This is a genomic window from Georgenia deserti, from assembly GCF_042680605.1.
GTDB classification, from domain to species: Bacteria; Actinomycetota; Actinomycetes; order Actinomycetales; family Actinomycetaceae; genus Allobogoriella; species Allobogoriella deserti.
Window position 1 is genome coordinate 507,847 of record NZ_JBHUEE010000002.1, and the last position, 13,484, is coordinate 521,330.

At 63.5% G+C, this 13,484-nt stretch carries 11 protein-coding genes; 5 read left to right on the plus strand and 6 right to left on the minus strand.

The features are described 5' to 3' along the window. Positions 1 to 5: 5 nt before the first annotated feature. The gene (locus ACFSE6_RS05970) at positions 6 to 2,417 is read right to left on the minus strand and encodes a xanthine dehydrogenase family protein molybdopterin-binding subunit (protein ID WP_388003472.1); all 2,412 of its coding nucleotides are present in this window, start codon (positions 2,415 to 2,417) and stop codon (positions 6 to 8) included. Positions 2,418 to 2,518: 101 nt separating this feature from the next. Between ACFSE6_RS05970 and ACFSE6_RS05975 the strand changes: the two genes are divergently transcribed. From ACFSE6_RS05975 to ACFSE6_RS05990, 4 genes are all read left to right on the plus strand, one after another. Further along, positions 2,519 to 3,079, plus strand: coding sequence for a PadR family transcriptional regulator (locus ACFSE6_RS05975; protein ID WP_388003475.1), 561 nt, complete (start codon positions 2,519 to 2,521; stop codon positions 3,077 to 3,079). Further along, a complete protein-coding gene (locus ACFSE6_RS05980; protein ID WP_388003478.1) occupies positions 3,076 to 3,915 on the plus strand; it encodes an alpha/beta fold hydrolase in 840 nt (279 codons plus the stop codon). Before ACFSE6_RS05975 ends, ACFSE6_RS05980 begins: the two co-directional genes overlap by 4 nt. A 64-nt stretch (positions 3,916 to 3,979) precedes the next feature. Continuing rightward, positions 3,980 to 4,834, plus strand: coding sequence for a sulfotransferase (locus ACFSE6_RS05985; RefSeq protein WP_388003481.1), 855 nt, complete (start codon positions 3,980 to 3,982; stop codon positions 4,832 to 4,834). 107 nt (positions 4,835 to 4,941) lie between these two features. Further along, positions 4,942 to 6,486 (plus strand): lipopolysaccharide biosynthesis protein, encoded by a 1,545-nt coding sequence (locus ACFSE6_RS05990; protein ID WP_388003484.1) that lies wholly within the window; start codon positions 4,942 to 4,944, stop codon positions 6,484 to 6,486. Positions 6,487 to 6,503: 17 nt separating this feature from the next. Here ACFSE6_RS05990 and ACFSE6_RS05995 read toward each other — a convergent pair whose 3' ends face one another. The 4 genes from ACFSE6_RS05995 to ACFSE6_RS06010 form a co-directional block, all read right to left on the minus strand. Further along, positions 6,504 to 7,388 (minus strand): glycosyltransferase family 2 protein, encoded by an 885-nt coding sequence (locus tag ACFSE6_RS05995; protein WP_388003487.1) that lies wholly within the window; start codon positions 7,386 to 7,388, stop codon positions 6,504 to 6,506. Next, complete coding sequence (locus ACFSE6_RS06000; RefSeq protein WP_388003490.1) at positions 7,385 to 8,200, minus strand: Stf0 family sulfotransferase; 816 nt, start codon at positions 8,198 to 8,200, stop codon at positions 7,385 to 7,387. Before ACFSE6_RS06000 ends, ACFSE6_RS05995 begins: the two co-directional genes overlap by 4 nt. 104 nt (positions 8,201 to 8,304) lie before the next feature. Beyond that, positions 8,305 to 9,228, minus strand: coding sequence for a sulfotransferase family protein (locus ACFSE6_RS06005; RefSeq protein WP_388003493.1), 924 nt, complete (start codon positions 9,226 to 9,228; stop codon positions 8,305 to 8,307). Next, positions 9,225 to 10,547 carry a UDP-glucose dehydrogenase family protein gene (locus tag ACFSE6_RS06010; RefSeq protein ID WP_388003496.1) on the minus strand — a complete coding sequence of 441 codons (1,323 nt, stop codon included), beginning with the start codon at positions 10,545 to 10,547 and terminating at the stop codon, positions 9,225 to 9,227. The genes ACFSE6_RS06005 and ACFSE6_RS06010 overlap by 4 nt, the downstream gene beginning before the upstream one ends. Positions 10,548 to 10,709: 162 nt before the next feature. Here ACFSE6_RS06010 and ACFSE6_RS06015 point away from each other — a divergent pair, with 162 nt between their 5' ends. After that, the gene (locus ACFSE6_RS06015) at positions 10,710 to 12,767 is read left to right on the plus strand and encodes an acyltransferase family protein (RefSeq protein ID WP_388003499.1); all 2,058 of its coding nucleotides are present in this window, start codon (positions 10,710 to 10,712) and stop codon (positions 12,765 to 12,767) included. Between the two features lie 6 nt (positions 12,768 to 12,773). Here the strand turns inward: ACFSE6_RS06015 and ACFSE6_RS06020 are convergent, their stop codons facing one another. Then, positions 12,774 to 13,430 (minus strand): sulfotransferase family protein, encoded by a 657-nt coding sequence (locus tag ACFSE6_RS06020; RefSeq protein WP_388003502.1) that lies wholly within the window; start codon positions 13,428 to 13,430, stop codon positions 12,774 to 12,776. Between the last annotated feature and the right edge of the window lie 54 nt (positions 13,431 to 13,484).

Sequence of the window (13,484 nt, forward strand, 5' to 3'; positions counted from 1 at the left end):
GCTCCTCAGGTGGTCTCGAGCAGGTCGTGGATGACGTTGCCGTGCAGGGGCAGCGAGGTGATCTCGACGCCGTGGGCCGAGAGGGCGTCCTCGACGGCGCCCGCGACGGCGGCGGGGAAGCTCATGCTGCTGCCTTCGCCGGATCCCTTGGCGCCGAGTTTGGTCAGCGGCGAGGGTGTGACCTGGCGTTCTCCGGTGAGCGGGAAGGCTGCCTCGGCGGAGGTGGGCACGAGGTAGTCCATGAAGGTGGCGGTGGGCTGGCCGGTCTCGGAGTAGGTCAGCTCCTCGTACAGCGCGCCGCCGAGGCCGTGGACCATGGCCCCGTGCACCTGCCCCTCGATGAGCTGGGGGTTCAGGACGGTGCCGGCGTCGTGGACGGCGTGGACCCGTTCGATGGCGATCTCGTACGTCTCGGGGTCGATGCGGACCTGGACCAGTTCGGCGACGAAGCCGTAGCAGAGCGAGGAGTTGATCTTGTCCGTGCGCGAGGGGGCGGTGGACTGCGGTGGGGTGAACGCCGCCTCGGCGCCCAGCTGGGCGTCCACGCCGTCGGGCAGGGAACCGGGGTCCCAGTGCACCAGGCCCGCGGCGTGACGGAACTTCACGGACCGTTCCGGTGCGCCGGCCACCCGGACCTGGCCGTCAGCGATCTCCAGGGTTGCCGGGTCCGCTTCCAGCAGCACCCCGGCCGCGATCCGGATCGTCTCGGCAACGCGGTCGGCCGCCTCGACGACGGCGGAGGTCAACAGCGGTGCGAAGCGCGAGGAGTAGCTCCCGGAGGTCACCGTCCACGGCGTGGTGTCGGTGTCCATGTCGACCTTGGGCACCACCTGGTCCAGCGGCAGGCCGAGGCGCTGCGCGACCACCTGGCGAGCGACCGTGGCGTGGCCCTGGCCCTGGGGGACGGTGCCCAGGAGCACGGAGACCACGCCGTAGGGGTCCACGGTGACGCGGACGTGCTCGGTCGAGCCGGACTTGTCCCGGCCCGGTGGGCGCTGCTCGGCGGGCGTGGCGAGGCCGACGTATCCGATGTTCGTCGCCGAGGGTTCGACGGCGAGGGCGATGCCGGTGCCGACGAGCTCGCCGCGCTGACGTGCCGCCGCCTGCCGTGCGCGGACCTGCTCGTACTCGCTCGAGGCGAGGACGGTGGCGAGGGCGCGCGGATAGTCGCCGGAGTCGTAGATGCCGCCGGTGGGGGTCGCGTAGGGGAAGGCGTCGGCCGGGACGAGGTTGCGCCGGCGCAGGTCCGCCGGGTCGAGGTCGAGGGTGCGGGCGACCTTGTCCATCAAGCGTTCGAGGCCGAAGTAGAGCTGCTGGCCGCCGAAGCCGCGGTTGAGACCGGTGGGGGCCTTGTTGGTGACGACGGCGCGTGACCGGAGCCGCACGTGATCGATGCGGTAGGCGCCGGTGATGTTGCCGAAGCAGCGGTAGAGGGTGGCGGGTTCGGGTGGGCGGAGGTAGGCGCCGACGTTCTCCCGGAAGTCGACGTCGAGCGCGCGGACGGTGCCGTCGGCGTCGACCGCTGCGGAGAAACGCATGACCCGGTCCGAGCCGGCGGAGCTGGCCAGGAGATGCTCGATGCGGTCCTCGGTCCAGCGCACCGGCCGCCCGGCGTACTTGCTCGCGACGGCCATGAGGGCGATGTAGGGGTAGATCCCCGCCTTGATGCCGAAGCTGCCGCCGATGTCCTGCGGCACGACGAGCCGTAGCTGGGCGGGCCCGATCCCGAGGGCGCCGGCGAGCACGGGCACCATCGAGAAGGGGCCGTGGAAGTTCGACCACGCGCTAACCTGCGGTCCGCCTGCCTCGTCGCGCCATTCGGCGACGACGGAGTAGCACTCCATGGGGGTCGAGGAGTATCGCGGGAAGGAGTACTCGCCGGTCACGACGTGGTCGGCCCCGGAGAAGGCGGCGTCGACCTCGCCGAAGTCGAAGGTGCGGTCGCTGGCCACGTTCGATTCCGCGGTCTCGTGCAGTCGTGGCGCGTCCGCGTCCAGGGCTCGGTGCGTCTCGGTGACGGCGGGGAGGATCTCGTAGTCGACGTCGACGAGTTCGGCGGCGTCCTCGGCCGTGTAGCGGTCGGTCGCGACGACGACGGCGACCGGTTCGCCGACGAATCGCACCTTGTCGGTGCCGGTCGGGTAGTACGGCATCGGGGTGCGTAACGACAGCGGGAACGGGTTGAGGGTGGCGAGGACCTCCTCGGGCCCGATGACCGCGGCCACGCCGGGGTGGTTGCGTGCCCGGTCCAGGTGGACCTCGCGGATGCGTGCGTGCGGGTGGGGACTGCGCACGACGGCGGCCGCCAAGGTGCCGGGGAGCGGGTCGAGGTCGTCGAGGAAGCGGCCGCGGCCGGTCAGCAGCGCCGGGTCCTCGATGCGGGCGAGCGTGGTCGTGGGCTCGGTGCCGTCAGCCATCGTGCTCTCCTCCCGCGACGTCGTTGTCCCGTGCCGTCACGCGCAATAGTCCGATTCAGACGTTCCGCTTCGGATCGTGAACGTACGGTACGGTCGGCCGCATGTCAACGGCTCGCCTGACGACCACCTCGTACGTGGTCCTGGGACTGATCGGCCTGCGTGGACCGTCGACCTCCTACGACCTCAAGCGCGCGGTCGGGCACTCGGTCGGCTACTTCTGGCCGTTCCCGCACGCTCAGCTCTACTCGGAGCCGCGGCGCCTCGTCGATGCCGGCCTGCTCGATGTGACGTCCGAGGAGCAGGGGCGCCGGCGCCAGACGTTCACGCTCACCGACGCCGGCCGCAAGGCCCTGCAGGAGTGGCTGCGCGAGCCGGTGACCGAACCGATGCAGGTGCGTGACGTGGCCGAGCTCAAATTGTTCTTCGGCGAACTGGCAAGTGAGGAGGACATGCGCGCGCTTGCCCGCGAGCAGGTCCGCCAGCACAGCGAGCGCATTGCCGTATACGAGGAGATGCGCAGCCGGTTCGGCGGGATCGACGAGGTGCGCGCGCGGCTGGTCCCCCTGCGTCTCGGGCTGGCGATGGAGCGTGCAGCTGTCTCCTTCTGGGCCGAGCTCGCCGAGGAGCTCGAGGAGGCGGCGGCGGACGGAGCCGGTTCATGAACCTCGCGGTGAAGGTCTCCGGGGCCGGGCCGCGAGTCCTGCTGCTGCACTGCGACGCCTCGACCGGAGCCGCGGACTGGAAACGGCAAGAGCCGCTCGCGCAGCGGTGGACCCTCGTGGTGCCCGACCGCCCGGGATACGGCGACAGTCCTCACGTCCGGGTCGACTTCGAGACGGAGCCGCAGGCCCATCGCCCGCTGCTCGGGGACGGCGCCCACCTGGTGGGCCATTCCTACGGCGGCGTGGTCGCCATGTTCCTCGCCGCGGCCGAGCCGGACCGGGTGCGGTCCCTGACCGTGATCGAACCACCGGCGCTCGGCTTGAGCGAGGATCCGGAGGTGGTCCGGACCCGCGACGAGCTGGCCGCCGTTTATGCCGAACAGCTCGATCCGTTCGACTTCTACACGAAGTTCTGCGCTGCGATCGGCGAGCGGCCGTGGCCGCGCCGGCCACTCCCCCCGGAGCTCGACGCCGGTGTTCGGGCCCTTCAGCGCGAGCACGTGCCCTGGCACGCCCGCCCAGACCTCGATGCCCTCAGGGCAGCACCGTTTCCGATCCTGGCGGTCTCGGGCGGCCATCACCCGGCGTTCGAGGCCGTGTGCGACACCATCGCCGAGGCCACGGGCGCCGAGCGCGCCACCGTGCCCGGCCGGCGGCACATGGTCCCGCTCGTCGGAGAACCGTTCAACGAGCTCGTCGAGACCTTCTGGTCACGCGCCGAAACGCTACTCGATGGCGAAACCTCCAAACGCGCGCAAACCAACACACTAGTATACACAAATTGCGATCAAGCAGACCGGTCCGTACGCCGTGGCGACAATCGCGCCTGCGGTTGACGCGCCACGTCCTCGCGGTAGGTTTCAACACGGCCATGCACCGGACCCGGACTGGAGGCACTCTGTGACCGAGACCAACGCGATCGTTGTCAGCGGCTTGCCGCGGTCAGGTACCACGTGGGTGGCCTCCCTTCTCGGTCATGGGCACGGTACAAGTCTCATCGCACGGGAACCAATGAACCCGCGCCCCGGCGGATTCAACCTCAACGGGCTACTGACCCACTGGACGAGCCTTGACCTTGGTGCGGAGAAACCGGTTGTCGACGCATGGCGCCACGTCTTCTCGGGGAGACAGTGGCGCCTATACGGAAAACAGGGGCGACAGCAATTGTTGGCCCCACTTCCGGGTAGACGTCTTATCGTAAAGGATCCATTCGCAACTCTCTCACTCGGGTTCCTCCGGCGCGAGTTCGGTATAAACAGTATCGCCGTGTACCGACCGCCCGAGGCGCTACTCGCAAGTCACCGCCGCATGGGGTGGAAGACTGACTGGAAAGGACTCCTCGCGGCGCTCGATCAGGAAGTGAGCCATCCACCAGAATCACAGATCCAAGCGATCTCGTTGTTGTGGCGAAGCGCCTACCAGCACATCCTTGATCTGCCGAACGAAGAATCTCCGACCATCGTTGCCCATCAGGACCTAGCGGTCGGAGGCATACCCGCGGCACGCGCACTATATTCGGAGTTGGGCCTACAACTCAGCAAACGCGGCCGGCAAAACCTTGAGCAAGCGTTTCATGCAGGTAGCACCGCACCTCCACCGCCCGGTCAACTCCACGCGTCAGACCGGGACCCTCGTAGCACGACGGACCAGTGGCGCTCCCGGGTCTCGGAAGAAGAGGCGGCGGAGCTACGGAAGCTCACGAGTGACATACGCGATCGACTTGCCGATCGCCGCCTCATCCTTGGAACCACCTGAGCAGCGCACCTCTTGGAGCCAAACTCCGGACTCAAGGGTGTGGCAACCCCGTCTCGGGTACCCTGACGTCGGCCAAGCCGTGCGTTTGCCCCCCGGAGGTTCACAACTTGGCAGAACCGCGCCCACAAAGCATCGGAGCGACCGCTGTTCGATCCACCCGCTGGGTGATCCTCGAGAAGTGGCTCGGTCGAACCGTTTCGCTCGTTGTCTTTGCGATCCTCGCGAGAATACTAACTCCTGAGGCCTACGGCGTGGTCATGTTGGCCAACGTCTTCACTGTCATCCTCACATCAGTGGTGCAGCAAGGTTTCGCGAAGACCATTGTGCAGCGCCCCAAGATCAGTGCGGTGGACATCGACACGACATTCTGGACATCGTTGCTGCTCGGCATAGCAATATATGCCGCGCTCTTTTTTGCATCACCTCTCATCGCCGCGGGCTACGACGAGCCGATACTTACCTGGATCCTCCGCGCTCTCGGCATCAACGTCGTAGTGATGGCGATCGCCTCCGTCCAAGTCGGCCTCCTCGAACGATCATTCGACTTCCGTGCGCTGGCGGTCCGGCAGGTCGGCGGAATTGTTGCGGGCGGCTCGCTCGGTATCGGCGTTGCTGTGCTCGGCGGGGGGCCTTGGGCGCTTGTGGCTCAGATGCTCGGCACCTCTGTCATCGGATGCGCCATTCTCTGGATCCGATCAAGCTGGCGACCGCGGTTCAAATTCTCGCTCGCTAGCTTGCGCGACTTGTGGGCCCTCAACATGTTCATACTGGGCAGCGAGGTGATCAGCGCGACAAGCAACCAGCTCGACAACCTCATTGTCGGAACATTCTTCGGCACGACCGCGCTCGGCTACTATTATGTCGCGCTTCGCGCCGCGAACATCGTCGTAGAACTCGTAACGGCGGTTGTGGGTCGTGTCAGCTTCTCGACGTTCGCGAGGCTCCAGTACGATCGTTCACGAATCCATCGCGCCTTTTCGCTCATGACCCTCGGTACGAGTATGTCCAGCCTGCCCGTCTTGGCGTTCTTGGCCGTCGCTGCACCTGAGGCCATCACGCTGATCTTTGGGGACAAATGGGAGCCAAGCGCACCACTTCTGACAGTGCTTGCTGTTGCGTTCTCTCTTAGTGTTGTGACGCGGGCCGATCGAGTCGTCTTGCTCGCGCTCGGCCACACGGCCGCAGGCTTCCGTATGTCTCTCACTCGCCAGGGCCTAGGTGCCGCATTGCTGTTCGCCGCCGTGCCCTTCGGGGTCATGGCCATCCCGTGGGCGCGTGTGGCGCGCGCCTTGATCACGTGGCCGATGCGGATGTACTCGCTGAAGAAGTACACCGGCATGGGGCTTCACGTGTACGGGGGGCCATTCCTGCGCGTCGGACTCCCCGTCGCCCTAGCCGCCGGTCTAACAGTCGCTACCCGACCCCTTCTCGATGAAATGACCTCCTTGCCGCGACTACTCACACTTGCGTGCATCTTTGCAGCGGCATGCGCCGTGACGTTACTTCTACTTGCCCGGCCACAGTTGCGGGAAGCCCGATCTGTGCTTGGCTCCGCGCGCAGGCCTGGTGGACCTCCGAACCAGCGTTCCACCGAGAGGGAGCACCGCAGTGCCGCACAGGATCGTGCGCCCGCTGACCAAGACGAGGCATAGGCTTCGCGTTACCGCTTTCATATGAACAGCCGCCTCGATTTGACCGATTCACGGATACGACCCACCTTTATCCCAAGTTCCTTCATGCGCTGCGGGAGCGTATCCGACCGGGTCATCAACGCAAGTGCGGTCCGCGCGACTGCCCTGCCGGTGGACAGAACCCCCTTAGCCACAGACGGACGCCGCATGCCGGATGGGTTATACGCGACGTACAAGCGTACGTGAGACCGTCCGTAGCCTAGACCTTGTCGAAAGGCGGAACGCGCATCATCGCGCTGACGGTAATCGATGCGCGCGTCAGGGACGAACGCAAGCTCAAATCCCGCAAGTTGAGCCCGCCAGCAATATTCTGTCTCATCACCTCCGCCTCGGTACGTTTCGTCCATTAGCCCACACTTCTCGAGCACTGCCCGAGAAATACCGAAGTTGGCGCCAGTTGCCCAAGGTAGGAAGTTGAGCGTATCGTTCCAACCCGTCTCGCCGAACCTCTGACCGCCTGGTCCCACACGTATGCAACGTCCCGCCAAGACGTCTGCACCCCCTCTGTAAGCACGCCAATGTCCAGCAAGCCAACCAGGCTGCACGACGTCGTCAGCATCACAGAAAAGCATCAGCTCTCCGCGAGCTTCCGAGAGCCCAACGTTCCGCGCGTGATTGATCCCAACGGCATCTGAAGCGTCTATTAGCCGCACCCCATTGGCCGCAACCGAATAGTCATCCACCACACGGGCGGTCCCGTCCGTCGAGCCGTTGTCACAGACAAGAATCTCAAAGGCGACTGGAGCGCTCTGGCGGAGAAGCGCCCGCAGCTGTGCACCAACCGTAGCCTCGCCGTCTTTGCACGGAATAATCACCGAAACTGTTGGGTGGCGCCTGCTATCACCTCCGGTATCGGGTGTCACCGGCGCCGCCCTCCCGACGACCGAAGTGCTCGTCGCAACTCTCTGCGAGCCCGGCTCACGAGGCGCCTTGGGACTGACGCCGGCTCCGTCTGCCGCGCATAGCGCTCGGTCAGAGTCAGGCTCTCAGCCTCGTACCTCTCTCGCCACTCATCATTCACCGTGCCGCGTTGCTTAGCAATCAGTGCTGCTTCCCCCACCTCCGGCACAATCGCCTCGCCAAGCGCGCCAGATATTATAGGCGTGGGATCCGACACGAGTTCCTCGTATTGTACGGCGACACTTTCGAGGCCATGCTTGTTCAAGAAGGCGTCAATCACGAGTTCTTGCTTGGCGAGGTCGTCGACCTTACGGGCGATGTGCTCGTAGTTGTACGTGGGCTGCCCCGTCTTGGCGAAGTGTCTGCTCCACCCGCGGGTCTGTTCCGCGATCGCGAAAGAGATCGCTTGACCAAGGCGGTCGCCGCGTCGTACACGGATCACTCGGATCGCGAGATCCTCGAACTGGTCGAAGAACTCGCCAAACAGCGGCAACTGCGACCCCTGGACATTGATCCCGAGGCGCCCCGAACGACCAACCCGGTGACGTCTCAGGCTCTGAGCGTACCGCCTGACATTGAGTTCACCGTCGTCGAGACAGTCCCAACGGGCGGCCAAGTACGGCAAGCAGTACTTCGGTTCGAAATACTCGTGCGGCACGAACCCCGCTCGCATGCGCAGCTGATCGCACAGGAAAGTACTCCCACTGCGCGGGGTGCTCAGAATGAGCACGAGCTCACGAGCGCCGCCCGTGCTTGTATCAAAACGCTCGTTCACAAAATCCGCTTCGGGGAGCTGAGCGCGAGCGAACTCGACGGCCTTCGTAGAGAACGAGATTCTGGTTGTACCATTTCGGTGGGCTATATGCACGTGACGCGTCCCTAGTCTGCATTCATGCCAGCGGGCGGAGATGTAGGCCTACTAATGTCATAACCGAAACTCTTCACACGGTCGGCATACAGCCGGCGGATCAACCAGCCCTGTACAGGCATCGTGACCCGGGTAAGGTTTCGCCGGAGCGAGCCACCGAATCCGTCCCCGAACTCTGGCCTCCCACCGCCGCGCTCGAGGCGGGCCCACAGGTCTGCGTAGCGTGACTGCGTCTCGGGACGGACGGCCTCGACACCGTCGAGCCCTCCCTGAAGCCCGAGAAAGCTCGCTAGTCGCAGGAACTCGCTGCGTGGCGAAGTCATCAGGTGCTCGTAGTTCAGCAAGAGGATATCGTCACGGCCTGCGATATCTTCTCGCATGGCTTCGTGTGCGTCGAGCCAATGTTCAATGAGCCAATTGAACGTTACACCGTAGCGCACCAGCAGCCGCTTCTCCCATTTCCACACCGCGAGAGCCTGACTGACTGGATGTCGCATAATTAGGACGAATTTGGCACCCGGGAACAGTTCACGTAGATACGATGTTCTGACAAGGTTCGGAGGTGACTTCTCGACGAGGATCCGTCGAGAAAGATCCCAGTGGGGACTCCAGGCCTCCCAAAGGCGCATCGCAGCTTGCGGAGTACGCTGCGCGTCCTTGTGAGTTAAGTGAGCCCCAGGAGACTGGGCCCATCTTGATACACCGCCGAGATCTAGTCCCGTCGGGTATACATCCTGCAGATGCTGCCCCTCGTCCATATACACCCCGGTTCCGGAAAGCGACGTACCATTATCGGATCCGCCGATCAACTGCCCCAGAAGGGTGGTTCCACTACGGTGCAAGCCTCCAACGAAGACCAGCTGGTGCTCTCCCCAGGGTGAGCATTGCAGCCCCGCACTACTTCCGTTACTGCACCTCGAGTGCTCGTCGCTCATGGTCGACCAAGGGCGCGATACGTCCAGCCGGCTTCACGCCAACGCTGCGGGTCCAACACATTTCGCCCGTCGAGTATGCGCTTTCTAGTTACCTTCTCGCCAAAGCTCACGGGATCGAGCTCACGAAATGCACGCCACTCGGTTAATAGCAGTACGAGATCTGCCCCCTCAGCTGCCTCATCGGCCGAATCGGCGAACTTCAATGTGGGCCACACCTTTGCAGCATTCGCGTTCGCCTGTGGATCCGTTACAACAATGTCACCACCTTGGAGTTGTAATTGCGCAGCAACGTTAAGCGCAGGCGAATCGCGCACATCATCCGACTCAGGTTTGAATGCAGCGCCTAGCACGGCAATGCGCCGCCCAACAACCGTACCTCCGCACACCTCCCTCGCTAGGTCCACCATCCGGACGCGGCGGCGCATATTTATCGAGTCAACCTCAGCAAGGAAGCTGAGCGCCTGGTCGGCACCAAGCTCTCCCGCGCGCGCCATAAATGCACGGATGTCTTTCGGCAGGCAGCCACCGCCAAACCCAAGCCCAGCGTTGAGAAACTTTCGGCCTATCCGCTTGTCCATACCGATAGCGTCGGCCAGCGCTGCGACGTCGGCACCCGTCGCCTCGCACAGCTCAGCCATCGCGTTTATGAAGGAAATTTTTGTCGCGAGAAAGGAATTGGCGGCGACCTTCACAAGTTCAGCGGTCGCATGGTCAGTGACGAGCTTCGGCGCCCCCTCCGCAAGTGGGGCTTCATACACCTCGTCCAACAGTGCTTCCGCACGGAAAGAATCGCCGCCGACCCCATACTCTCCGACCCCATAGACAATCCGGTCTGGGTGCAGCGTGTCCTTGACTGCGAACCCTTCACGCAGGAACTCGGGGTTCCATGCCAGACCTGACTCCGGCTGGATCGCGGTGACCAGCTGCTCGAGCCGTCGCGCGGTGCCGACCGGCACGGTGGACTTGCCTACCACGAGACTTCCGGATGCAAGGTGTGGAGCAAGAGCATCCACAGCGGAGTCGACGTAGCTCAGGTCCGCAGCGTAGCCATCCTTGCGTTGGGGCGTCCCTACGCACACGAAGTGAACTTGCGCGTCTGCCACATCAGCCACGTCTGAAGTAAATGAAAGCCGCCCGGTAGCTACCACGTCCCGGAGTAGCTCCGGCAGACCGGGTTCGAAAAAGGGGGCCTCTCCTCGCGCGAGCGCTTCGACTTTGGTGACATCAGTATCAACGCCGACAACGTCGTGCCCCAACTTCGCCATGGACGCAGCGTGTACCGCGCCGAGGTACCCGCAACCGATGACAGAGATCTGCAAGACCTGCTCCTCCGGTAGTGAACGACCAGGGGGAGCATGCCACACGTCTGTGACACAGCGATGAACTCGGGGACATGAGGCCAGCGCGTGTACGAGCACGACTATCCACCGATAGCGTCAGTTGCTGGACACGGCCTTGTGTAGAACCTGGGGGACCCACGCATGACCGGGACGACGCTGCCCGACGCCAAGACGGGACGCAAACCGACTGCACACTTCAGGAGGGACGTCCAAGGCCTGCGCGCCGTCGCTGTGCTCGCCGTGGTCGCTGACCATCTCCTTAGCTGGCCCAGAGGTGGATTCGTCGGCGTCGACGTCTTCTTTGTTATCTCGGGTTACCTCATAACGGGACTATTGCTGCGCGAATACGGGAGGTACGGGAGAATCTCATTCCTGAACTTCTACGTGAGGCGTATCAAGCGAATCGTCCCGGCCGCAACATTCGCACTCGGCTTCACGGTTTGCATATCTTTCGCGCTGCGCGGCTGGGTCAGCACGAGGTCGGTCATCGAAGATGCCGCGGCCAGCTTCACGTTTGTAGCGAATTGGTGGTTCGCACGAACAGGCACAAATTATTTTGAGCAGGACCAACCGCCGTCGCCACTTCAGCACTACTGGTCGCTGGCTGTCGAGGAGCAGTTCTATCTCGTCTGGCCCTGGCTCCTCCTCGGCATCCTTCTCCTCGGTGTGCGGTACCGCGGATGGCACCGTGATCAAGCTCCAATGGTCGCTGCCATTACGATCGCACTCATTTCCGCACTTTCGCTCGCGTGGGCCTTCTACGAGACGGGCACGGACGTGCGCTCCGCGTACTTCTCGACCTTCTCGCGTGCATGGGAGCTTGGCATCGGCGCGTTCGTCGCCGTGTGTGCGCGGCCGCTTTCGGTCCGCTTAGTTCGAACCCGACGAACGCTTAGCTGGATCGGCCTGGGAGGAATCGGTCTCGCAATCGTCGTTGTGCCCGAGGGAGAGGGCTTCCCCGCGCCGTGGGCGCTGGTTCCCGTGCTCTCGACAGCGGCCGTCTTGATCGCCGGTGAGGGCGACCGCGCTGCGCCACGGCTACTGACGAACCGTGCAAGTCAGTACGTTGGCGAGATTTCCTACAGCTTGTATCTCTGGCACTTTCCTGTCGCCGTCCTTCTGCCGACAGTGCTTCCCGCAGGTTCGGCAGGCTACTACCTAATCGGTCTCGTGATGATGTTCGTAGCAGCGAGCCTCTCCCATCGCTACATCGAGAAGCCAGCCCGTATTGGTACCTGGTTTCACAGACCGCGTATCGGCCGTATACATCGGCCGAGCCGTGGAACGGCCCGCTATATCGCCGGCGGCGTCGCCGTCGCCGTCCTTTGCACCGGCCTCGGCGCCGCGACCACCGCTCAGCAACCAGAGCCGGTCACTGTGCCCCTAGTGCTTGCTGGTGAAACTGACGCCGATCGAAACAACTGCGTCGGCGCAGCAGCGATGGACCCTAACCATCGGTGCGTCGAACTTAATCCCGAGGACGGGGCGAGTCCCGCGCCACGCAGTGCCGCCGACGACCGTGGGAACGGGTACGACTGCTACATGTTCGCAGGAGATCCGTTCAAGAGCTGTGACTACGGTCCCAACCATCCGGAGGCCCTCTCCGTCGCCCTCGTGGGCGACAGTCACGCTGCAGATTTGCTTCCAGCGCTCGTGCCTCAACTCGAAGCTGCCAACTGGCACGTGACGACGTTCGTTGGTAACGGGTGCCGCTGGCAGCGTACGCAAACTTCGAACTGCTCTGAGCACATGCCAGAAGTGCAGAACCGGCTACTTGCAGGTGGCTTTGACCTCGTCATCGCAACCGAGAGCCGAGCCTACGGCGGTCCGTTCAGCGAATACCATCACTACATGACCCCCGTCGTCGAGGCTGGCACCGACGTTGTCGTGATAGGCGATCGACCGGATGTGGAACAGCAGGCGCTGTCTTGCGTAGCAAGACTACCCTTCCGCCTTTCCCGGGACTGTGGAACGCCAACCGAGCAGGCGTTCGTGCAACGCGATGCCTTGGCGAATGCCGCGTCCATGATTGACATACCTGTCGTCGACGCAACGGACTACTTCTGCCGCGACGAGACTTGTCCGGCAACAATTGGGAACGTCATCGTTTACCGAGACACCGGTGGCCACATCACGGCCACGTACGCTAAGACGTTGGGCCCTTACCTAGTCGAGGGAATTGAGTCCGCTCTTACTTAGACCGCTTCACCGCGGTGTTCGCAATTGCCACAGTGAGTCCCTCAACGAACGTCCGACTCCCCGCACGACACGAGCCCGACGATTGCGGCTTGGGGCCTCACGTGTACCCGATCCTTCGACATTCAATCGTGGGAAAGGTACGGCGGGCACGTCCGCACCAAGGAATGGCGCAAGCTTCTCCCAGCCATCTCCCGCCGGGACGTCAATCTCAAGGAGGTCATCTGGACGATCGGAGAAATAACGTCGCACACGCTCATGCTGCTCGCGCCACAGACGTTCCCAATCGTCCGCGTCAATATCCTGCCAGTTGCGCACGCGACTTCCTTCATTCCGGTGGACGTGCTTCATGCGACTACGCATCCAGTCATCAAAGTTGCGCGTGTGAAGAATAAACTTGCTTCCTGGAAACCATCGATCAAACTCCTCGAACTGACGTTCAATGACCCTAATGTCGAAGTAGGCATCGAACCTCATAAGGCCTCGCAGATCGGCGAACGGGTGACGCCCGTCACTGATGGCCCTCGATGCGAAGCGCTCTACGCGCTGCGGAGGGTAGATCACCGACGCGTGATGAAAGCTCGAGTACCCGAGATGTTCGAGAGCACGACACAACGTCGTGGTTCCGGTCTTGTTTAGGCCTACACCGAAGATCTTCTGGCGCATGACCACCTTCCCTGCGGTGACGCAATCACCGCGCAAACGGGGGCAGGTCCGTAC

Excerpts from the sequence above, each read along its gene's own strand:
- ACFSE6_RS05970 (WP_388003472.1), bottom strand. The coding sequence starts at position 2,417 with ATGGCTGACGGCACCGAGCCCACGACCACGCTCGCCCGCATCGAGGAC.
- ACFSE6_RS05975 (WP_388003475.1), top strand. The coding sequence starts at position 2,519 with ATGTCAACGGCTCGCCTGACGACCACCTCGTACGTGGTCCTGGGACTG.
- ACFSE6_RS05980 (WP_388003478.1), top strand. The coding sequence starts at position 3,076 with ATGAACCTCGCGGTGAAGGTCTCCGGGGCCGGGCCGCGAGTCCTGCTG.
- ACFSE6_RS06005 (WP_388003493.1), bottom strand. The coding sequence starts at position 9,228 with ATGAGCGACGAGCACTCGAGGTGCAGTAACGGAAGTAGTGCGGGGCTG.
- ACFSE6_RS06015 (WP_388003499.1), top strand. The coding sequence starts at position 10,710 with ATGACCGGGACGACGCTGCCCGACGCCAAGACGGGACGCAAACCGACT.
- ACFSE6_RS06020 (WP_388003502.1), bottom strand. The coding sequence starts at position 13,430 with ATGCGCCAGAAGATCTTCGGTGTAGGCCTAAACAAGACCGGAACCACG.